Consider the following 21,368-nt stretch of genomic DNA (forward strand, 5'->3'; position numbering starts at 1 on the left):
CGCCGCGCCGGCGCGTGAGCTGCCCGCGCAGGCTACGACGCGCTCGACTCGCGGGCGATGAGCTCGACCGGTCCGACGAACGTGCGATAGTCGCCCTGGCCCCGCGATCCGTCGATCCGCCCGAGGAGCAGATCGATGGTCGCATCCGCCATCGCGGCATGGTCGGGCGCGATCGAGGTGAGCGAGGGCGTCAGGTGCGACGCGAGCGCCACATCGTCGAACCCCACCACGCGCACATCGCCCGGCACGGTGCGACCGGCATCGCGGACGGCGCGCATCGCGCCCACGGCCGCGACATCCGTCACGCAGAACAGCCCGTCGAGGCCCTCGACATCGGTGAGGAGCCGGGCCGCCGCTTCGCGGCCGCCTTCGTAGGAAAGCTCGGTGAACCGCACGAGATCCTCGTCGAGCGCGATGCCGGCGTCGGCGAGCGCTGCGACGTACCCCCGCGTGCGGGTGGTCGACACGTCGATCTCCTGGGCGAGGCCGAGGCGACCGCCGATGACGCCGATGCGGCGGCTCCCCTGCGCGATGAGGTGCGCCGTCGCGAGGCGCCCCCCGCGCTCGTTGTCCATGACCACCTGATCGAGGGGTTCGCTGAACGAGCGCTCCCCCAGCACGACGAGGGGGAACTCGCCGCGCAGCAGCGTCGCGTCGTGATCGTGGAGCCGGACGGCACTGAGGATCAGACCGTCGTAGCTGCGCAGCCGTGATCGGGTGACCGAGGTCAGCTCGCGATCGCGCTCGGCGGACGTCTGCTCGATGACGAGTTCGTACCCGCGCGCCGCCGCGCGCTCGATGAGCAGCGATGCCAGGAGCCCGTAGTACGGCCGGTCGATCTCCGGCACGGCGAGGCCGATGACGCCCGTGCGTCCCTGCCGCAGGTTCCGCGCGGTGGTGTTGACGTGGTACCCGAGCTCGGCGATCGCGTCGAGCACCTTCTGCCGTGTCGCGGCGCGCACGTGCGGGTGGTCGTTGACGACGTTCGAGACGGTCATCACCGAGACGCCCGCGTGACGCGCCACGTCCTGCATCGTCGTCGTCGCCACCCGCGTCACCGTATCTCAGCGCTGGCCGACGCGCACCGTGGCCACCGACCGGGGCGGCAGCTCGAACCGCAGAGTCCGACCGTCGATGCGGACCGGAAGCTCGACCGGCCGCACAGCGTCGGGGGCGTCGAAGGTGTTGTGCACCGTCGGCGCAGCGCTCGTGAGCACCTCGGCGCGGAGCACCTCGGTCACGTTCGCCGGAAGGTCGAACGCCGCGTCGATGCCGCGCTCGAGGTGCCAGTTCGCCGTGCTGATCGTGAGCGCGCCGTCCTTGCGCGAGACGGTGACGTCGCCGTGCGAGTCGAACGCGCCGGCCCCGCCGCCGGGGAGGCCCACGAAGTCGGCATCCTGGTGATCGCTGTACAGGTCGAAGACGTGATAGGTCGGCGTCTTCACCATGCGCGAACCGTCGGTCAGCAGCATCGCCTGCAGCACGTTCACCATCTGCGCGATGTTCGCCATCCGCACCCGCGCACCGTGTCGGTGGAAGATGTTGAGGTTGAGCGCGGCGACCAGAGCGTCGCGCATGGTGCTCTGCTGGTAGAGGAAGCCCGGGTTGGTCCCCTGCTCGACGTCGTACCAGGTGCCCCACTCGTCGACGATCAGCGAGACGCGCTTGGCGGGGTCGTAGGTGTCCATGATCGCGCTGTGACGCGTGAGCAGCTCGTCCATGCGGCGCGTCTGGCGGATGGTCTCGTACCAGCCGTGCTCGTCGAAGTCGGTCGCCGAGCCCTTCGCGTCCCAGTCACCCGTGGGCAGCGTGTAGTAGTGCAGGCTGAGGCCGTCCATGTGGCCGGCCGCCCGCGCCATCAGCACCTCGGTCCACTCGTAGTCGTCGGAGTTCGCCCCGCACGCGATCTTGCTGATGCGGTTGTCGCCGTAATTGCGCACGTACGTCTGGAACTGGCGGTACTGGTTGGCGTAGTGCAGCGGCAGCATGTTGCCGCCGCATCCCCAGCTCTCGTTGCCGACGCCGAAGAACTCGAGCTTGAACGGCTGCTCGCGCCCATGACGCTTGCGCAGCTCGGCCATCGGCGCGGTGTGGTCGAGGGTCATGTACTCGACCCAGTCCTGCATCTCGGCGACGGTGCCGCTGCCCACGTTGCCGTTGATGTACGCCTCGGCGTCGAGCTGATCGAGCAGCTCGAAGTACTCGTGCGTGCCGAACTCGTTCGACTCCACAACGCCGCCCCAGTGCGTGTTGACCATGGGCTGGCGCTCGTCGCCCACGCCCTTCAGCCAGTGGTACTCGTCGGCGAAGCATCCACCGGGCCACCGCACCAGCGGCACCTTGATGTGGCGCAGCGCGTCGACGACATCGGTGCGGATGCCGTTCTTGTTCGGGATGCCGGAGTCGGCGCCCACCCACACACCCTCGTAGATGCAGCGGCCGAGGTGCTCGGCGAACTGCCCGTACACGCGGCGGTCGATGCGGTGCGTGGATGCGCTGGCGGAGAGGTCGATCATCGGTCGCTTTCTGCGGTTGCGGCCGTCGCACGACGGCGGTTCTGCTCGACGGGCGGAAAGTTGTATCGATAAATACTCACCCGACGCGACACGCTACCGGTCGGCGCGACGGCCCGTCAAGAGTTCTCCGTCGCGACGACCCTGCCTCACGCCGCGGTGAAGACGACCTGCGCGTCCCAGGGCTCAAGGGTGAGGCTCGAGCCGTCGGCGAGGTCCAGCACGACCTCGTCCCAGCTCCAGTTGAACAGGAACCATGCACGGCGGCCGTCGGCGACGACTCCAGAAGACACCGTCACCGGAAGCGGCCGCGTCGGGGCGAGGCCGTCGGCCACGGGTGCGGGCACCGCCCACGCGATGAGCGATGCCGCGAGCGCAGGATCAGGCACGGTGCCGACCGTCGTGACACGACCGGCGCCGTGGACGGCGGTCGTGATCGCGGGGAACTCCGCGAATCGCGGATGCTCGTACCGCGCGAGCACCTCGACGTCGTCCGATGTGGTGACGAGTCCGTCGATCCACGCGGTCGCGGCAGCGCCGTGGGCGGGTGCGAACGACCCGGAGCCGGTCACCGCGATCGCCTCGTCGATGTTGGAGAACTCGTCGTACGAGACCCCCGCCGCCGTGCTCAGCACCGCGGGCGCGACGTCGACGCGCGCCCGCGCCTCGTCGTCGCCGTAGCCGGTGCGGATGCCGACCACGAGGTGACCGCCCGCTGCGGCGTAATCGCGCAGGAGCTCGAGCTCGTCATCGGCGGCCACGTAGAAGCCGGGCACCGCCAGCACGGGGAACTGTGCGGCGAGCTCTTCCGCACCGAGCGCGACGGCCTGCTCGGCGTGCAGCACCCGCGCCTGCGCACCGGATTCGATGACACCGCGGTGGAAGGCGTCGAAGATGCGCTCGTACGACTCGGGGTCGCCATGACCGCCCGAGGCGAGAGGCGGGAAGAACTGGAACGCCCATCGCGACGCGTTCGACCACAGCAGGGCGACGTCGGCGTCGGGCTCGAAGCCGTCGAGCGACGACCCGAGCTCCGCGAAGGCGGCGCCGATCTCGGCGATCTCGCGGTACACGCGCCCCGGCTTCAGCGAGTGCGGGAGCACGCCGCCCCAGTACGTCTCGGTGCCGTAGGGCAGCGTGTGCCAGTGCCAGTACTCGACCATCGCCGCACCGCGGCTGACCAGGGCGAACGCCGCCTGGCGCAGCTGCCCGGGCCACGGCGGCCGGTTGCTCGAACTCACGCCGATCGCCTGCGCGTTGGTCTCGGTGACGAGGAACCGGTCCTGGCGCGACGAGTAGAGCCGGTCCGCCTGGCGGTGGAGCCCCGCGACGCCGCTCGTGGTCCACTCGTTCTCGGCCGCGACAACCCGCGTCGCGTCGAGGGCGTCCTGCATCGAGTAGTACGGGTTGCCGGCGCTGACGTCGAGCGCCCTGCTGACGTCGAAGTCGTCGATCGCCTGGCGCGGATAGGCGATGCAGGTCGTCACGAACTGCTCCGGTCGTGCGTACTCGCGCACGATCCCGGCCTGCCAGGCGATGAACTCGCTCGTCAGATCCGCCTGGTAGCGGCGCCACGCGAGGTCGTACTGCGGCAGGCTGTTGCCCTCGGGCCGCCACAGCTCCGACCAGTCGGAGATGCGGTGCGACCAGTAGGTGAGCCCCCACTCGCGGTTGAGCGTCTCGACGTCGCCGTACTGCTGCTTGAGGCGCCGCACGAACCGTGTGAACGCCCCGTGGTTGTGGAACAGGTGCAGTCCCGGCTCGTTGTCGACCTGGTAGCCGATCACTGCCGGGTGCCCCGCATACCGCTCGATCACCGCGCGGATGACGCGCTCGGCGTGGAACAGGAACGCGGGGTGCGAGTAGTCGACCTCCTGCCGTCCGCCCCACGCGTGCGGCCGACCGTCGGCCTTCTGCGCGGCGATCTCGGGGTGAGCCTGCTGCAGCCACGGCGGCACGGCGTACGTCGGCGTGCCGAGGATCACGCTGATCCCGCGAGCGTGCGCGCCGTCGAGCACCGGCTGCAGCCAGTCGAGCTCGAACCGACCGTCTTCCGGCTCCCACGTCGACCACACCGATTCACCCACCCGGATGACCGTGAAGTTCGCCGCCTTCATCAGGTCGAGGTCTTCGTCGATGCGATCGGTGCGGTGGTACTCCGCGTAGTAGGCGGCGCCGTACAGGATGCCGTCGGCGGGGAAGGGGCGGTGGGTCGTCATGGTCCGCGGAACTCCGTTTATCGGGGCGGATGCGCCGGCCCGGCGCATCCGAGATCTCTGGCGCAGAGCACGCTAGCACGGATTGTTACCGGTAACTATCTCCCGCTCAGCTCCCCGGCGTATACAGGTCGCGGCGGTCGGCGACGACCTGCAGCCGGTCGCCCGCATCCTCCACCTCGAAGATCTCGGCACGCACCCGCGGCGTGTTCATGCCGCGGTGCAGCACCAGGTACGAGCGTCCGTCGAAGCCGTCGAAGACCATGCCGTGGCCGGCGTTCCCGTCGACGAGGATCCCGTTCTGCACCCATGGCCCGAAGAGGCTGCCGCTCGCGGAGGTGGCGGACGTCTCGACGTACTCGCTTCCACCCGGGCCGTGCCGATACGACGCCCACAGCATCGTGAGCGCGCCGCTCGCCAGCCGCCGCAGCTGGCAGCCGTCGCTCACGTACGGCGCGAGGGTCTGCAGACCCGGCACCTGGGTGCTCAGCCACGACCCCTCGGATGCCCGGAACAGGTGCACCGGGTCGCCGATCGCGCGGCTCAGGTCGTCGCTGAGCGGCACCGCCTCGAACGTGCCGTCGAGCAGCTGCACCCACTCATGGGCGTAGACCATCCACGGCTTGTCGTCGTCATCGACGAAGAGCGTGCCGTCGAGGGTCATGAAGTCCGCGGGCGGTACCGGCTTCTGGGCGTCGAGGAGAGTGAACGGGCCGAGCGGCGAGTCGGCCACGGCGGTGACCGAGCCTCGGGCGCTCGGGCGCCGGCCCTCGTCGACGACGCCGCCGCTGCCGAGCAGGAACTGCTGCCCGCCATCGGCCGGCCACGGCAGCGCGGTCGCACCGTTGTGCAGGGTCGTGAAGAGGTAGAAGCGACCGCCGTGCTCATGCACCTCGGGCGCCCACGGCGACTGCGCGGCATCCGCCCACGTGCCCTCGGGAACCTCGAACACGACGGTCGGCCCCGACCAGTCGCGCAGATCCGTGCTCGTGTACGCCAGCACGCCGTGCCCGGGCACCGGCCCGCGATCGCCGTCGAACGCGGTGTAGAGGTAGTACGTCTCGTCGTCGCGGCGGGCCAGGATGAACGGATCGTGCACCGGGATCGCGTCGAGCGTGCGTGGGGCGCCCTGCGGCGCCGGTGCTTCCGGTCGATCTGACGTCTGGTCGTCGGTGTGCATCGATGGGCTCCTCGTCGGTGAGACCTCCATCCTGGCGGCATCCGGCGCACTCGCGCACCGCCGCCCTTCCGACGCACCGCCGCCGATGCTTGGATGGCACGCGAGGAGGCGACATGACCGCGACCTACACGTTCGATGTGTTCTGCACGCTCGACGGCTTCGGCTCGTACGGCCCCGACGGCGACTGGGGCGGGTTCTGGGGCAAGGACGGTCCCGAGTTCCTCGCGCACCGCCTCGCCCAGTACTCCGAGGTCCAGCGCCTCGTGATCGGCGCGAACACGTTCCGCGAGTTCGTGACGTTCCTCGGGCGCACGGGAGAGGAGACGGAGTTCGCCGATCCGATCAACACCCGCATGAAGAACATGCCCACCACCGTCGTCTCGAACACGCTCGAAGCGCCGCTCGACTGGCCCGACACGACCCTTGCCACCGGAGACGCCGTCGACGTCGTCGCCGACCTCAAGGCGGAGTCGCCGGTGCCCCTGCGCTCGCACGGCAGCCTGTCGATGAACCGCGCGCTGATGGCCGCCGGCCTCGTCGACCTCGTGCAGGTCACCGTCTTCCCGGTGATCTCGGGGAGGACGGGGACGGATGCCGTGTTCGCCGGCGCGGCCGATTTCGACCTCGAGCTCGTCTCGAGCAGGACCTTCGACGACAGCATCCTCGAGCTCGTGTACCGGCCCTCGCTCCACGGCTGACCGGTTCGAGTCGCCTGGCTACCGGTCGCCCTGGCCGCTCGCGAGACCGCGGATCGGGTCGAGGATCGACTCGGCCGCCCAGGTCGCCGCGTCGGCGATGTCGCGTCCGCTCATCGCCAGCTCGCGCCGCATGGTCACCCAGGTCGCCGACGAGTCGAGATGCGAAAGCGCCGCCACGATCGTCCTGCGCTCATCGTCGCCCAGCGAGGGGACCTCGGCGCGCAGCATCTCGTCGAAATGCTCGCGATCGGGCGCGGGCTCGGCGCCGTTCACACCGCGCATCGAGGTCTCGGCCACCACGAAGGCCAGCTCGGGCCGGCGGTCGTACGCCTCCATCGCCTCGCGGATCGCGATCGGCACGTCGAAGATGCTCTCGGATGCCTCGCGCGGGAAGATCGTCCGTTCGATCCATGCGGATGTCGCCAGGAGCAGGTCGACGCGTGTCGGGTAGTAGCGGAAGACCGTCCGCTCGCCCACCCCGGCGCGCAGGGCGATCACCCGGAACGACACGTCGTCGGTGCCGACTTCTTCGATCAGCTCGGCGTACGCGGCGAGGATCGCCGTCTGCGTTCCCGAGAGCTCCGGCGCCGAGGGCCCGCCGGCCACTACGCGGCCCGGTTCGCGTTCGTCGCCGCCGGCAGGAAGCCGCGCACGGCGGAGTCGAACGCCGCGGAGATCTCGTCGGCGCTCATGTCGAAGCCTGTCCGCATCCGCGCCCAGAACATCGGCGAAGCGAAGTAGCGCACCGTCGCCGCGGTGCGCCGCGCGTCGCGGCGGTTGAGCGTCGGCGCCGTCGCATCGAGCATCGCGACGATGGCCTGCGTGATCGGGGCGGCCGGTTCGTCTGCGGTCGGCGAGAGCGCTCCGCCGCGTGCCGCGACGAACGCGAAGGCCGGCTCGGCATCGTAGGCGCGGAACCGCATGCGGGCCGCCTCGCGGAACCCGTCAGCATCGTGGAATTCCGCCAGCGGGAAGTGCTCGGCCTCGATCCAGCGGGCGAGGGCCTCGAGGAGGTGCGACCGCGTCGGGAAACGACGGTAGATCGTGCGCTCCGAGACCTCGGAGGCATCGGCGAGGTCGAGGTACGAGATGTCCTCGAAGGTGCGCTGACGCAGGAGCACCGCGGCGCTCGCCAGGATCACCGACGAGGTGTCGGGTGCCGCGTCCATCACAACTTCCTTCCCCACCCGCCGCGACCGGGCGTCGCCTCCTCGGGAGGAAGCACATACCGGTCGGATCCGTCGAGCGTCAGAGCCAGCGACGAGACGAACTGCACCTCGCCCCGCGGCCCTGTTTCGGCCGAGGCCAGCATATCCGGTCGCTCGAACGTGTAGCCGGTGACATGGCAGCGAAGCCGCTCACCCGAGGGGTTGCCGTCGGCGTCGAGGAGGGGCGAGGGGATGCCGTCGGACGTGCGCCGGAGGTAGTACCTGCCGCGCGTGGCGAGGGCCATCAGCGGGGTCACGATGATCGCGACGCCGATGGCGATCATCACGGAGAAGGGACGCGCCTCCGGGCCGAAGGCGCCGGCGAAGCACAGCAGCGAGAGGAGCGACGACAGGCCGACCGACACCAGGCCGACGGGGTTCCAGTCGTGAAGCATCCCGCGGCGGAACTCCGGGTAGCGCGGCGAGATCCCGAGCAGGTGCTTGTTGATGACGATGTCGGCCGAGATGGTGACGAGCCAGGCCATGACGACGTTGGCGTAGAGGCTGAGCACGAACGAGATGAGGCTGAAGACGTCCATCAGCATGAGCGCGAGAGCGATCACCAGGTTGAAGACGACGAAGACGGTGCGACCGGGGTAGCGCTTCTTGACCCGCGTGTACACGTTCGACCACGCGAGCGAGCCGGAGTACGCGTTGGTCACGTTGATCTTCACCTGGGCGATGACGATGAGCACGAGGGCGAGGAGCAGCGCCGCCCAGTCGGGGAGCAGCGACTCGTACATCCCGAGGAACTGCTCGACCGGCTCGACGGCGCGGGCGCCGATCAGCGGATCGACCTTCGTCACGAGGTAGACCGCGAGGAAGAGGCCGATGACCTGCTTCGTGCCGCTGAAGATGACCCAGCCGGGTCCGCTCAGCACGAACGAGGTCCACCACGACTTCGCGTTCGCGTCGGTCCGGGGCGGCATGACCCGGATGTAGTCGATCTGCTCGGCGAGCTGCGGGGTGAGTGCGAAGCACACGGCCGCCGTGCCGACGATCGCGCTGACGCTGATCGTGCCGTCGGAGGCGCCGGTGAACCCGATGAACTCGGTCACGGCATCGGGCTGGGTGAACACCACCCAGGTGAGCGGCAGGAGGGCGAGCGCGAGCCACAGCGGCGTGGTCCAGAACTGCAGCCGCTCGAGCGCGCGCATCCCGTAGATGACGATGGGGATGACGACGATCGTCGAGATCACGTAGCCGATGTGCAGCGGGATGCCGACCACCACGGCCAGCCCCTGCGCCATGATCGCTCCCTCGAGCGCGAAGAAGATGCACGTGAACCCGGCGAAGACGACGGTCGTGATGATCGAGCCGTAGTACCCGAAGCCCGAGCCGCGGGCGATGAGATCGAGATCGAGGTTGTACCGGGCCGCGTAGAAGGCGACCGGGAAGCCGACGAGGAAGATGATGACCGACGCCAGCAGGATGCCGAGCATCGCATTCGCCGTGCCGTGCTGGAGCCCCACGCTCGCCCCGATGGAGAAGTCGGCGAGGAAGGCGATCGATCCGAGCGCCGTTCCCCCGACCGACATCGCACTCCACCGGCGGAACGAGCGGGGCACGTAGCGGAAGGCGTAGTCCTCGAGACTGTCTTCGGCGGCGGCGCGCGCGTCGCCGCCTGCTCGAGTCACGGCGCTCACCTCCAGGGCATCCACGATTCCTGGATTCTGCCGGTGCCGTGTTTCGCCGGCGTTGCCGCGCTGAATCGATCTGGGTCAGATCGCCATCGCGTCGCGGACGCTGTCGATGGCGGCCGCCCCTCCCTCGCCCGTCATCGTGATCCGACCCGACTGCAGGACGTAGTACGTTCCGGTGGAGCGCAGCGCGAAGCCGACATGCTGCTCCACCAGGAGCACCGAGAGGTCGCCGCGACGGGTGAGATCGATGATGACCCGCTCTATGTCGGCCACGATGTTCGGCTGGATGCCCTCGGTCGGCTCGTCGAGCACGAGCAGACGCGGTTTGGTGAGCAGCGTCCGGGCGATGGCGAGCTGCTGGCGCTGTCCGCCCGAAAGGAGCCCGGCGCGGCGGGCCAGCAGGTCCTTGAGCACCGGGAACAGGTCGAACACCTCGTCGATGTCGCTCTGGCGCTTGGCCACGAGCTGCAGGTTCTCGAGCGTCGTCATCTGCGGGAACGACTGCTGGCCCTGCGGCACGTAGCCGAGCCCCCGCTTGACCCGCTTCGACGGTGGGAGCTTCGTGACGTCCTCACCGTCGATGAGCACCTTGCCGCGCATGACCGGGATGAGGCCGGTGGCGACGCGGAGCAGCGTCGTCTTGCCCGCGCCGTTGTGCCCCATGACCGACACCGCGTGCCCGGCGGGAATGCTGACTGTCACGTCGTGGAGCACCTCGGTGCGTCCGTACCCGGCCGTGACCCCTGTGATCTCGAGCATCAGTGACCACCCTCACCCTCGACGGCCGCATCGGCCGCAGTCCCGAGGTAGACCTCCTGGACGCGCTTGTCGGCCTGCACCTGTTCGACGGTCCCCGCGGTGAGGAGCTTGCCGAGGTGCATGACCGTCACCCACTCCGCGTAGCTGCGGACGAAGTCCATGTCGTGCTCGATCACGATGATCGTGCGCTGGTCGCCGATGCGGCGCAGGAGCTGCCCCGTCTCGTCGCGCTCGTCGGCGTTCATGCCCGCCACCGGCTCGTCGAGGAACATCACCTTCGCGTCCTGCACCAGGAGCATGCCGATCTCGAGCCACTGCTTCTGGCCGTGGGCGAGGATGCCGGCCGGCTTGTCACGCAGTGCCGAGAGTCCGATGGTCTCGAGCGCCGACTCGACGTAGTCGGGCACCCCGCGCCGGGTGAAGGGCAGGCCCCACGCCCTGCGGTGCACGCCGCCCGCGATATCGAGGTTCTGGAGAACGGAGAGCTCGTCGAAGACGGTCGCGGTCTGGAACGTGCGCCCGACCCCGGCACGGATGATCTTGTCCGTCTTCATCGAGATCAGGTCCATGCCGTCGTATGTCGCGGTGCCCGTCGCGGGGACGAGCCCGGTGAGCGCGTCGACCAGGGTCGTCTTTCCCGCTCCGTTGGGACCGATCAGGAAGTGCACCTGCCCCTTGAGCATGAGGAGGCTGACGTCGTCGACGGCGGTGAACCCGTCGAAGGTCACGGTGAGGTTCGAGACCTTCACCGACGTCTCCTCGTCGGGCACGAGCGGTGCCGCGGCGCCGGCGACCGGAGCGGTGCCGCTCATGCCACCACCTCTTCCTTCTCGGGCGCCGTCGGCGCCGGGGTCGTGTCCGCCCTGCCCCGCCGGATGAATCCCTTCGCCCTGCTGAACAGCGAGGCGAGGCCGTTGGGCAGGAAGAGCGTCACCACGATGAAGAGCAGGCCGAGGAGGTAGATCCATCCTTCGGGCCAGCTCGACGAGAGGCTCGACTGCCCCCAGCCGATCGCCATCGCCCCGAGGACGGGCCCGAAGAGCGAGGCGCGACCCCCGAGGGCGACGCCGGCGATCATGAGGATCGATGCCGAGGCCCCGATCTCCTGCGGCGTGATGATGCCGACGATCGGCACGAACATCGCCCCGCCGATGCTCGCCATGATCGCGGCGATGACGAAGGCGACGAGCTTGATGTTGGCGGGGTCGTAGCCGAGGAACCGCACGCGCTCCTCGGCGTCGCGGGTGGCCAGCAGCAGTTCGCCGAACCTGCTGCGGTACAGCTGCCACGCCACGACCATGCACACGATCAGCAGGGCGGCGGTGATCATGTAGATCATGATCTTGTTGGTGTCGTCGGTGAGGACGAACCCGAAGAAGTACTTGAACCCGCTGAGGCCGGTGTCGCCGCCGGTCTCGCGGATCGTCGAGCTGACGAACACGGCGAGCGCGACCGCGAGCGCCTGGGTGAGGATGGCGAAGTACGCCCCCTTGACCCGACGCTTGAACAGCGCGTAGCCCAGGATGCCGGCCACGACGAGCGGCAGCACGATGATGGCGGCGATGGTGAACAGAGGGCTGCGGAACGGCTCCCACAGTGCCGGAAGCGGCGCGAGCGGGTCGTACAGCACCATGAAGGTCGGGACCGCTCCGGGCCCGGCGGTCTCGAGGGTCATGTGCATCGCCATCGCGTAGGCGCCGAGTCCGAAGAAGACGCCCTGCCCCATGACGAGCATCCCGCCGCGGCCCCACGCCATTCCGATCCCGACGGCGACGATGGCCCAGCAGCAGTACTTCCCGAGGTTGTTGATCCAGTGCAGCGAAAGCACCGAGGGTGCCACCGCGAGCAGGATCACCGCGAAGACGGCGATGCCGATGAGCGAGTACCACGGCTGGAGCTTTCTCATGGTTTTCATGCCAACCCCCGGGTGCGGACGGTGAACAGGCCCTGCGGACGGAACTGCAGGAAGACGACGACGAGGATGAAGGCGAGCACCTGGGCGAGGCTGCCCGTCGTCCAGTCGGCGAAGAGCGCCATCGAGATGCCCACCGCCCAGGCGGCGATCACGGTGCCCTTGATCTGGCCGATGCCGCCGGCGACCACGACGAGGAACGCAGGGATGATGTACTGCGCCCCCATCTGCGAGTTGGTGCCGCCGATCAGCGAGGCGGCGACGCCGGCGACGCCGGCGAGTCCCGAGCCGACGAAGAAGGTGATGCGGTCGACGTTGCGGGTGCGCACGCCGACGGTCTCCGCGAGATCGCGGTTCTGCACGGTCGCACGGATGCGGCGACCGAACGAGGTGTACTTGAGCCAGGCGGCGAGCGCTGCGACGCAGACGCCGGCGAGCGCGATCGTGAACACCTGGCGCAGCGGCCAGGCGTAGCCGAAGACGTCGATCTGACCCTGGAGCCAAGCGGGGTTCTCGACCGGCACGCCCTGTGCGGGGAAGATCTGGAGCGCGGCCTGCTGGAGGATCAGCGAGACGCCGACCGTCACCAGCAGCGTGTCGAGGGGGCGGCGGTACATCCATTGGATGATGCCGACCTCGAGGAGGAGGCCGAGGAGCCCCGCCACCAGGAACGCGAGGGGCAGCGCCACCGGGATGGAGAGGTTGCTCGACGGGATGACCAGCTGGGTCAGGTAGGCCACGAAGGCGCCGGCCATGATGAATTCCCCGTGCGCCATGTTGATCACCCCCATCTGCCCGAAGGTGAGCGTGAGCCCGAGGGCGGACAGCAGCAGCAGGGCCCCGAGTGCGGTGCCGTTGAGCAGCGGCGGAATGAGCGATTCCACGTCGGTGACTCCCTTCCGAACGGATGCGGGTGTGGCGGGGTGGTGCGGGGTCCCGGGCTGCGCCGCGGGACCCCGCACCGGTGCAGGATCAGCCGGCGGAGGCGACGAGCGAGTCGCGGATGTCGGCGGGGAACCAGTCGTACTCGTAGAGGTACGGGTCGGGCTCGATGAATCCGTCGGACTCCCAGACGATGTCGAACTGGTTGTCGGCGTTGATCCGGCCGATGTGACCCGGCTTGGAGATGTGGTGGTTCTCCCCGTCGAGCGTGACGACGCCCTCGGGTGCGTCGACGGTGATCCCGCCGGCGGCCGCAGCGGCGTTCACGTCGTCGACGTCGAACGAGCCGGCCGTCTCCACCAGCTCCTTGTAGAGGTAGAGCGAGATGTACGCGGCCTCCATCGGGTCGCTCGTCACGCCGCTGCTGCCGGGGTAGGCCTGCCACGCCTCGATGAATGCGGGGTTGCCCGGGGTGTCGAGCGACTGGAAGTAGTTCCACGACGCGTAGTTGCCGGTCACCTCGTGCCCCATGGCCGGCGCCTCCTCCTCGGCGATCGACACCGAGATGATCGGAGTCGTCTCGGGGCTGAGACCGGCGTCGTAGTAGGCCTTCACGAAGCCCACGTTCGACGAGCCGTTGATGGTGTTGAAGATGAAGTCCGGCTTCGCTTCGACGATCTTCGCCACCTGCGTGGTCCAGTCGTCCTTGTCGAGCGGCACGTACTCCTCGCCGACGATCTCGATGCCGAGCTCCTCCGCGTACAGCTTGATGATCGCGTTGGCCGTGCGCGGGAAGACGTAGTCGGAGCCCGCGAGGAACAGGGTCTCCACGCCCTCGGCCGCGAGGAAGTCCATCGCGGGGATGATCTGCTGGTTCGTGGTCGCACCGGTGTAGTAGATGTTCGGCGACGATTCGAGCCCCTCGTACTGCACGGGGTAGAAGAACAGGCCGTTGTGCTCCTCGACCACCGGCTTGACCGCCTTGCGCGACGACGAGGTCCAGCCGCCGAAGATCGCGGCGACGCAGTCCTGCGTGAGCAGCTTCTCGGTCTTCTCGGCGAAGGTCGGCCAGTCCGTCGCGCCGTCTTCCTGCACGTACTCGATCTGCTTGCCGAGGATGCCGCCGTCGGCGTTGATCTCGTCGGCGGCCATGTGCAGCACATTGGAGACCGTCGTCTCGGAGATCGCCATGCCGCCGGTGAGCGAGTTGAGGAAGCCGAGCTTGATCGTGTCTCCCGAGGTGTCGACGCAGCTCGCGGCGGCGGCGGGGGTCTCGCCCGCCGGTGCGTCGCCGGCGCGGGCGCCGCAGCCGGAGAGGACCAGGGCGGCGGTCGTGGCCATCGCGCCCGCGGCGAGGAGCGCCGTCAGGCGCCTCCTGCTCGTGGTGTTCATACTGTGCTCCGTTCGATGTGATGTGTGGTGCGATCGCGGACGCGACGCAGCCGGCGCCAGGACGGCGCACGACAGGTACCGCCCGCGAGGCGATCCGTTGCGGGGATGCGCCGATCGCCGATCGGGGATGACTCGTGATGCTCCGGCGGACCGTGGGTGGTGGCGATCCGGACCGATTCCTGGTCGACGACAGTGAACCGTCGACTGCTGCAGGTGCTCCAACGATGGAGCCGCGGCATTACATTGCCATTGCTCGATCGTGTCGGGTTTGTAAACAGTCCGGCGGTCGATTCGCATGATTTCGCTGATTAGCTGGGAATCGGCCCTCCGGAGCAGAATCGACGCGATGCGCCGGGTCGTGGATCATGACAGCATTCTGACAATCGCTCGCCGATCCATTTCCATCGCGGGCGTCAGTGAACCGGCGGACGGGTCCGTCGGGCGCCGAACGATGACGGAAGGGATCGCGGATGCACCTGTCACCCGCAGACACGGAGAAGCTCCTGCTGGCCGTGGCCGGCATGGTCGCGCGCGATCGACGCGCGCGCGGGGTGAGGCTCAACCACCCGGAGGCGGTCGCGCTCCTGTCGACCTGGGTCATCGAGCGCGCCCGCGACGGCGCCGGTGTCGCACAGCTCATGTCGGAGGGGCGCACGGTGCTCGGACGCGACGACGTGATGGACGGGGTCGCCGACATGCTCGCCGACGTCCAGGTCGAGGCGACGTTCCCCGACGGCCGCAAGCTCGTCACCCTCCACAACCCGATCGACTGAGGAGTCGTCATGGCATCAGGGTCAACAGCAGGTCCGGGAGCGATCCGGGTCCGGTCGGGGTGGATCGAGCTCAACGCCGATCGCGCCGACGACGAGCGCCTCGAGCTCGTCATCCTCAACACCGGTGATCGCCCGGTGCAGATCGGCTCGCACATCCACCTCCCCGACGTGAACGCGGCGCTCGAGTTCGACCGGGCCGCGGCCGCGGGCTTCCGGCTCGACATCCCCTCGGGCACGTCGGAGCGGTTCGAGCCGGGGGTGTCCAAGCGCGTCGCCGCTGTCTCGCTGCGCGGACGTCGCCGCGTCGCCGGTCTGCAGATTCGTCCGATCGCGGAAGGCAGCTGAACGTGCGCATCGACAGGAACAGGTACGCGGCGATCTACGGCCCGACCGCCGGCGACCAGATCCGGCTCGGCGACACCGACCTGTGGATCGAGATCGAGGACGATCTCACCGTCGGCGGCGAGGAGGCGGTGTTCGGCGGCGGCAAGTCGATCCGGGAGTCGATGGCGCAGAGCACGGTGTCGCGCGCCGACGGCGCCCTCGACACGGTGATCACGAACGCCGTCATCCTCGACTGGTGGGGTGTCGTCCGCGCCGACGTCGGCATCCGCGACGGCCGCATCGCCGGGATCGGGCGGGCAGGCAACCCCGACATCGCCGACGGAGTGGACCCGCGGCTCGTGATCGGCCCGTCCACGGACGTGATCTCGGGCGAGGGCAAGATCCTGACCGCCGGCGCCATCGACTCCCACGTGCATCTGCTCTCGCCCTCGCAGATCCACGAGGCCCTCGCTTCGGGCATCACCACCGTGGTCGGGGGCGGAACCGGACCCTCCGAGGGCTCGAAGGCGACGACCGTCACGCCCGGGGCCTGGCACCTCGAGCAGATGCACCGCTCGCTCGACCGCCTGCCCGTCAACGTGCTGCTGCTCGGCAAGGGCAACACCGTCTCGGCTGCAGCCTTCGAGGAGCAGGCGCTGGCGGGGGCCGCTGGGTACAAGGTGCACGAGGACTGGGGCTCGACCCCCGCCGCGATCGACGCCAGCCTGCGCGCCGCCGAGGAGTGGGGACTCCAGGTCGCGCTCCACAGCGACTCGCTCAACGAGACCGGGTTCGTGGAGTCGACGATCGCGGCGATGGCGGGGCGCAGCATCCACGCGTTCCACGTCGAGGGCGCGGGAGGCGGCCACGCCCCCGACATCCTGTCGATCGCGAGCCTGCCCTACGTCATCCCCGGGTCGACCAACCCGACCCTGCCGCACACGGTGAACACGGTGGCCGAGCACCTCGACATGCTGATGGTCTGCCATCACCTGAACCCGGGCGTGCCGGAAGACCTCGCGTTCGCAGAGTCGCGCATCCGTGCCACCACGATCGCGGCCGAAGACATCCTCCACGACATGGGCGCGATCTCGATCACGTCGTCCGACGCGCAGGCGATGGGCCGCATCGGCGAGGTGATCACCCGCACGTGGCAGGTCGCTCACGTGATGAAGGCCCGGCGGGGCCCGCTCGACGGCGGGCTTCCCGCCGACAACGAGCGCGCGCGCCGCTATGTCGCGAAGTACACCGTCAATCCGGCCGTCGCGCACGGGATCGACGGCGAGGTCGGATCGGTCGAGGTGGGCCTGCTCGCCGACCTGGTGCTGTGGGACCCCCGCTTCTTCGGGTTCCGGCCGAACGTGGTGATCAAGGGCGGCGGGATCGTCTGGGGCGCGCTGGGCGACCCGAACGCCTCGATCCCGACGCCGCAGCCCGTGCTGATGCGCCCCGCTTTCGCGGATGCGATCGGCGCACAGCTGTCGGTGTCGTTCGTCGCCCCGGCCGCTCTCGAGGCCGGGATCGAGGAGCGGCTGGGACTGACCCGGCGGCTTCTGCCGCTGCGCTCGACCCGCGAGATCGGCAAGGCCGACATGCGAAACAACGCCACGATGCCGGCGATCGACATCCGCCCTGACACGTTCGACATCTCCATCGACGGCGAACGGGTCGAGCCCGCCCCGGCCGCCTCGCTCCCCCTCGCCCAGCTCTACCAGCTCTTCTGATGTCGCCGCTCCCGCCCTCCACCGCAGCGCTCCTGCTGGCCGACGCGCGGCTGCCGTCGGGCGGCCACGCGCACTCGGCCGGCGTCGAGCCGGCGCTGATGGCAGGCACCGACCCCGACGACCTGGCGGCGCTGCTGCGCGGCCGGGCTTCGACGATCACGCTCGTCGAAGCGGGCACCGCCGTCGCCGCGCGCCACGTCCGCGTCTCGGGCGGCGACCTCGATGCGGTCGAGGCGGCGTGGGCCGCGCGCACGCCGAGCAGGGCGCAGCGCGATGCCGCACGGCTGCTCGCCCGCGGGTACCTGCGCGTGGGCACCGAACTGCTCCCCGGTGACGTGGCGATCGCCCGCTGGCGAGAGAGACGGATGCCGCCGCCCCGCCCCTGCGTGCTCGGCGTCATCGGCGCGGGGTTGGGGATGCAGCCTCGGGAACTCGCACGGCTCGTCGTCTACGAGGACATGCAGGCCGCCGCCGCCGCGATCCTCAAGCTCGAGCCGCGCGACCCGCTGTCGCTCGTGTCGCTGGTGGTCGAGCTGTGCGCCGAGGTCGATCACGAGCTCGACGTCGTCGCCGCCATCACCGACCCCTCCGACATCCCCGCCCGCTCTGCACCGCAATCCGAAGCGTGGGCGGAGGCCCACGCCCGATCCAACAGGAGGCTCTTCCGTGCCTGAATCCACCGCATCCCGCGCCCTGCGTCTCGGCGTCGCCGGCCCCGTCGGCACCGGGAAGTCGTCGCTCATCGCGACGATCTGCCGCGTGCTCGCCGACGAGATCCGCATCGGCGTGATCACCAACGACATCTACACCGATGAGGATGCGCGCTTCCTGCGCTCAGCCGGCGTGCTCGACCCCGAGCGCATCGTCGCGGTCGAGACGGGCGCGTGCCCGCACACGGCGATCCGCGACGACGTCACCGCCAACCTCTTCGCGGCCGAAGACCTCGAGCGGGCGTTCGCGCCGCTCGACATGGTGGTGATCGAGTCCGGCGGCGACAACCTCACCGCCACCTTCTCCCCCGCCCTCGTCGATGCGCAGATCTTCGTGCTCGATGTCGCCGGCGGGGGCGACGTCGCCCGCAAGGGCGGGCCCGGCATCGGCCGTGCCGACCTGCTGGTCGTGAACAAGACCGACCTCGCCCCGTACGTGGGAGTCGACGTGCCGCAGATGGTCGTCGACGCCACGTCCGCACGCGAGGGCCGCCCGGTGCTGGCACTGTCGCGGACCGATGCCGCCTCGGTCGCCGCGCTGCGAGCCTGGGTGCTGTCGATGATCGCGGCGCACCGCTCGGGGTCGCACGTTCCGCAGGACCCGGGCCCGATGGCCCCGCACTTCCACGCCGACGAGGACGGCGGCGGCTACCTCCACACCCACGACGAGGATGCGCACGCGCACGCGCACGAGCACGAGCACGCGCACGAGCACGAGCACGCCGAGGCCCACAGCCACGCCGAGGCCCACAGCCACGCCGGTCACGGGCACCCGTGATCCCGACCGTCGTCGAGATCCGGCCGCGGGGCGAGGGAGTCACGTGCTCCCTCGAGGGCGACCTCGTCGTTCCGCGGCTGATCCGGCGGCGGGGCCGATCGGTCGATGTCGCCCTCGTCGCCGGGCGGGCGATGCTCCTCCCCGGCGACGAGGTGCGCATCCGCATTCTCGTGGGCGCGGGCTGCGCGCTCAGCCTCGTCGACATCGGCGGGCTCGTGGTCTACGGCCGGAGCGACGATGACGCCCACGCGGACCGCGAGTCGCAGTGGCACGCGCACGCCGACCTCGCCGCCGACGCCCGGCTCACCTGGCTGGGCCTGCCCACCGTGATCACCGCGGCGGGCACCCTGGTGCGGTCGCTGACGATCGCGCTCGCACCCGGCGCCACGGCGACGCTGCGCGAGACGCTCGTGCTGGGCCGCAGCGGCGAGCGGGGCGGGCGCCTCCACTCCGACACGGACGTCACGGATGCCGCGGGCCCGATCCTGCGTGAGACCCTCGCCATCCGCGGCGACGAACCCGTCGTCGGCATCCTCGGGTCGGCCCGTGTGATGGACAGCGTCGTCGCCGTCGGCGCCGACGCCGGGCTCGACGCGGTGCCGGGCACCACGCTCCTCGACCTCGACCGCAGTGGTGCCGTGCTCCGGTATCTCGGCGACGCCGCGCACGACAGTCCTCTCAGCGGCAGCATCCTCGCGGACGGTCGCGTCACGCCCGCGGCAGCCGCCCGCCCGGCATCCCCCCAGCCGCACTCGTCGCACGTCGCGACCGAGGCTCTCCCTCTCCCGTCACCCAGCCAGACCCCCTGACCAGCCAGACCCCCTGAAAGGACACATCATGCACGTCGCAGACCACTTCCTCACACCAGAGGCCTCCGTCGTCACGGGCGTCGTCGCCGCCGGTGCCGTCGCGGCGGCGATCACCGTCGGCCGTCCGCGATTCAGCGGCACCCGGATCGCCCTGGCCGGGGCCACGGCAGCCGTGATCTTCGGCGCCCAGATGGTGAACTTCCCGGTGCTCGACGGCACCAGCGGCCATCTCATGGGCGGCGTGCTCGCCACGGCGCTGGTCGGACCCCGGCTCGCGCTGATGGCCATGACCGGGGTGCTCGCACTCCAGTCGATCGTGTTCGGCGACGGCGGCATCACCGCCCTGGGCACGAACATCCTGCTGATGGGCGTGGTGCCCATCGCGGTCGCTGTGGGCATGCGGTCGCTCGCCCGCGCCGCAGGTGCCGACCGATTCGTCCGCACGACGGCGGGCGCCGCCGCTCTGGTCTCCGTCCCGGCCGGGGCCCTGACCCTCGTCGCGCTCTACGCCCTCGGCGGCACGGGAACGGTGGAGCTCGGGGCGATGGCGGTGTCGATGACCGGCGTGCACCTTCTCATCGGCCTCGGTGAGGTGCTGATCACGGTGGGTGTGCTCTCGATCGTGATGCTGGTCGCCCCGGGCGCCGCGGAGTGGGACCCGCGGCCGGCGGCGCGCACCGCACCGCTGCGCGCCGGAGTCGCACTCACCACGAGCGCACTCGTGTTCTCGACTGCGCTCGCCGCCGTCGCGGCATCCACTCCCGACGGTCTCGAGAGCGTCGTCGCCTCGTACAGCCTGCCCGTCGGCGACACGCTCGTCACCGGGGTGCCGCTGCTGAGCGACTACGGCTCGATCGCAGGCACGAGCATCCTCCTCGTCGGCGTCATCGGCGTCCTCGCCGCGGGCGCCCTGACTGCAGCGCTGTCGGCGCCGATGCTCACGTGCCGCGCGCCGATCGGGGCCTGACGTGCGGATGCGGGGCCGCCGCTCCGCCGGCGGCCCCGCACTCCTCGGGCGACTCCGCGCCGCCCTGCCACCCCCGGCACGAGGGTTCGCGCACCGCAGGGCTGTTCGCGCGGCGGTCGCGCCGATACCGTGTAGTCGCGCGGGGTCGGCGCTCGTCAGAGGCGCATTCTCCGCCTCGACGTGAGGGAGTTCCCGATGACCGACGCGACACCCGGATCCGAACTGATCACCCCGGCGCAGTTCCACGCGGCATCCGGTGTCACGGACTGGCGCGTCACGGCGACCGGTCCGCAGGCCGTCTTCCTGGCGGACTCCCTCGCCGAAGCCGCGGCGCTCGTCGCGCCGATCGTCGCGGCCGCCGAGCGTCACGGCATCCTCCCCGACGTCGATCTGCGACCCGAGGCGATCGTCGTGCGCGTCCCGTACCGCGACCCGGAGGGGATTCCGGCTGCTGCGCCGGAGTTCGCGGCATCCGTCTCGCGCACGGCTGCCGAGCTGCGGCTGGCCGCCGATCCCGCACGCGCGCAGGCGATCGGCATCTACGTCGCACAGCACTCGGGCGCCGACGTCCGCCCCTTCTTCACCGCGGCTCTCGGCTACGACGACTTCGGCGACTCGGATGCGATCGATCCCCTGCGGTGCGGACCCCAGCTGGCGTTCAACCCGATCACGGGCGACGCCCCCGCGCGAGGCCGGACGCACTTCGATGTCTTCGTGCCCGCCGATCAGGCGCAGGCGCGGGTGGATGCGGCGCTCGCCGCCGGCGGGCGGCTCGTCGACGACACGCATGCGCCCGCCTGGTGGTCGCTCGCGTCGCCCGACAACCACGGCGTCGACATCGCGTCCTGGACCGACACCTTCGGCTGAGCCGGGCGCCCCC

21 protein-coding genes are annotated in these 21,368 nt (G+C 70.1%); 9 read left to right on the plus strand and 12 right to left on the minus strand.

Annotated elements, in window-relative coordinates:
- Positions 1-32: 32 nt before the first annotated feature.
- The 4 genes from JOD63_RS12385 to JOD63_RS12400 all read right to left on the minus strand — a co-directional run bounded on the left by JOD63_RS12385 (position 33) and on the right by JOD63_RS12400 (position 5,909).
- Positions 33-1,049, minus strand: coding sequence for a LacI family DNA-binding transcriptional regulator (locus JOD63_RS12385; RefSeq protein ID WP_211088111.1), 1,017 nt, complete (start codon positions 1,047-1,049; stop codon positions 33-35).
- 15 nt (positions 1,050-1,064) lie between these two features.
- Positions 1,065-2,516 (minus strand): alpha-N-arabinofuranosidase, encoded by a 1,452-nt coding sequence (locus JOD63_RS12390; protein ID WP_045274890.1) that lies wholly within the window; start codon positions 2,514-2,516, stop codon positions 1,065-1,067.
- Between the two features lie 146 nt (positions 2,517-2,662).
- Positions 2,663-4,732: a beta-galactosidase gene (locus JOD63_RS12395; protein WP_045274889.1), complete on the minus strand. Its 2,070-nt coding sequence runs from the start codon at positions 4,730-4,732 to the stop codon at positions 2,663-2,665.
- 106 nt (positions 4,733-4,838) lie between these two features.
- Positions 4,839-5,909, minus strand: coding sequence for a glycoside hydrolase family 43 protein (locus JOD63_RS12400; RefSeq protein WP_045274888.1), 1,071 nt, complete (start codon positions 5,907-5,909; stop codon positions 4,839-4,841).
- Positions 5,910-6,022: 113 nt separating this feature from the next.
- Here JOD63_RS12400 and JOD63_RS12405 point away from each other — a divergent pair, with 113 nt between their 5' ends.
- Entirely contained in the window at positions 6,023-6,607 is a 585-nt protein-coding gene (locus JOD63_RS12405; RefSeq protein WP_045274887.1) for a dihydrofolate reductase family protein, read from the plus strand.
- Between the two features lie 18 nt (positions 6,608-6,625).
- Here JOD63_RS12405 and JOD63_RS12410 read toward each other — a convergent pair whose 3' ends face one another.
- The 8 genes from JOD63_RS12410 to urtA all read right to left on the minus strand — a co-directional run bounded on the left by JOD63_RS12410 (position 6,626) and on the right by urtA (position 14,403).
- On the minus strand, positions 6,626-7,213 hold the full coding sequence (locus JOD63_RS12410) for a TetR/AcrR family transcriptional regulator (protein WP_045274886.1): 588 nt from the start codon (positions 7,211-7,213) through the stop codon (positions 6,626-6,628).
- Positions 7,213-7,776: a TetR/AcrR family transcriptional regulator gene (locus JOD63_RS12415; protein ID WP_045274885.1), complete on the minus strand. Its 564-nt coding sequence runs from the start codon at positions 7,774-7,776 to the stop codon at positions 7,213-7,215. The genes JOD63_RS12410 and JOD63_RS12415 overlap by 1 nt, the downstream gene beginning before the upstream one ends.
- Positions 7,776-9,452, minus strand: a complete 1,677-nt coding sequence (locus JOD63_RS12420; protein ID WP_245617948.1) for a purine-cytosine permease family protein — start codon at positions 9,450-9,452, stop codon at positions 7,776-7,778. The genes JOD63_RS12415 and JOD63_RS12420 overlap by 1 nt, the downstream gene beginning before the upstream one ends.
- Before the next feature lie 84 nt (positions 9,453-9,536).
- Complete coding sequence (gene urtE / locus JOD63_RS12425; protein WP_045274883.1) at positions 9,537-10,217, minus strand: urea ABC transporter ATP-binding subunit UrtE; 681 nt, start codon at positions 10,215-10,217, stop codon at positions 9,537-9,539.
- The gene (locus JOD63_RS12430) at positions 10,217-11,029 is read right to left on the minus strand and encodes an ABC transporter ATP-binding protein (RefSeq protein ID WP_084613399.1); all 813 of its coding nucleotides are present in this window, start codon (positions 11,027-11,029) and stop codon (positions 10,217-10,219) included. The genes urtE and JOD63_RS12430 overlap by 1 nt, the downstream gene beginning before the upstream one ends.
- Positions 11,026-12,123: an urea ABC transporter permease subunit UrtC gene (gene urtC, locus JOD63_RS12435; protein WP_052682421.1), complete on the minus strand. Its 1,098-nt coding sequence runs from the start codon at positions 12,121-12,123 to the stop codon at positions 11,026-11,028. The genes JOD63_RS12430 and urtC overlap by 4 nt, the downstream gene beginning before the upstream one ends.
- A 5-nt stretch (positions 12,124-12,128) precedes the next feature.
- The gene (urtB, locus tag JOD63_RS12440; RefSeq protein ID WP_045274881.1) at positions 12,129-13,013 is read right to left on the minus strand and encodes an urea ABC transporter permease subunit UrtB; all 885 of its coding nucleotides are present in this window, start codon (positions 13,011-13,013) and stop codon (positions 12,129-12,131) included.
- Between the two features lie 88 nt (positions 13,014-13,101).
- Positions 13,102-14,403, minus strand: coding sequence for an urea ABC transporter substrate-binding protein (urtA, locus tag JOD63_RS12445; protein WP_045274880.1), 1,302 nt, complete (start codon positions 14,401-14,403; stop codon positions 13,102-13,104).
- A gap of 470 nt (positions 14,404-14,873) precedes the next feature.
- Between urtA and JOD63_RS12450 the strand changes: the two genes are divergently transcribed.
- From JOD63_RS12450 to JOD63_RS12485, 8 genes are all read left to right on the plus strand, one after another.
- The gene (locus tag JOD63_RS12450) at positions 14,874-15,176 is read left to right on the plus strand and encodes an urease subunit gamma (RefSeq protein ID WP_045274879.1); all 303 of its coding nucleotides are present in this window, start codon (positions 14,874-14,876) and stop codon (positions 15,174-15,176) included.
- A gap of 9 nt (positions 15,177-15,185) precedes the next feature.
- A complete protein-coding gene (gene ureB / locus JOD63_RS12455; RefSeq protein ID WP_045274878.1) occupies positions 15,186-15,521 on the plus strand; it encodes an urease subunit beta in 336 nt (111 codons plus the stop codon).
- Positions 15,522-15,523: 2 nt separating this feature from the next.
- A complete protein-coding gene (locus JOD63_RS12460) occupies positions 15,524-17,224 on the plus strand; it encodes an urease subunit alpha (protein WP_045274877.1) in 1,701 nt (566 codons plus the stop codon).
- Entirely contained in the window at positions 17,224-17,898 is a 675-nt protein-coding gene (locus tag JOD63_RS12465) for an urease accessory protein UreF (protein WP_045274876.1), read from the plus strand. Before JOD63_RS12460 ends, JOD63_RS12465 begins: the two co-directional genes overlap by 1 nt.
- Entirely contained in the window at positions 17,891-18,712 is an 822-nt protein-coding gene (gene ureG, locus JOD63_RS12470) for an urease accessory protein UreG (RefSeq protein WP_045274875.1), read from the plus strand. The genes JOD63_RS12465 and ureG overlap by 8 nt, the downstream gene beginning before the upstream one ends.
- Positions 18,709-19,521, plus strand: a complete 813-nt coding sequence (locus JOD63_RS12475; RefSeq protein WP_157003947.1) for an urease accessory protein UreD — start codon at positions 18,709-18,711, stop codon at positions 19,519-19,521. Before ureG ends, JOD63_RS12475 begins: the two co-directional genes overlap by 4 nt.
- 28 nt (positions 19,522-19,549) lie before the next feature.
- Positions 19,550-20,488 carry an energy-coupling factor ABC transporter permease gene (locus JOD63_RS12480; RefSeq protein WP_045274874.1) on the plus strand — a complete coding sequence of 313 codons (939 nt, stop codon included), beginning with the start codon at positions 19,550-19,552 and terminating at the stop codon, positions 20,486-20,488.
- A 195-nt stretch (positions 20,489-20,683) separates the two neighbouring features.
- A complete protein-coding gene (locus JOD63_RS12485) occupies positions 20,684-21,355 on the plus strand; it encodes a VOC family protein (protein ID WP_045274873.1) in 672 nt (223 codons plus the stop codon).
- Positions 21,356-21,368 lie beyond the last annotated feature (13 nt).

The organism is Microbacterium terrae (assembly GCF_017831975.1).
Classification (GTDB): domain Bacteria; phylum Actinomycetota; class Actinomycetes; order Actinomycetales; family Microbacteriaceae; genus Microbacterium; species Microbacterium terrae.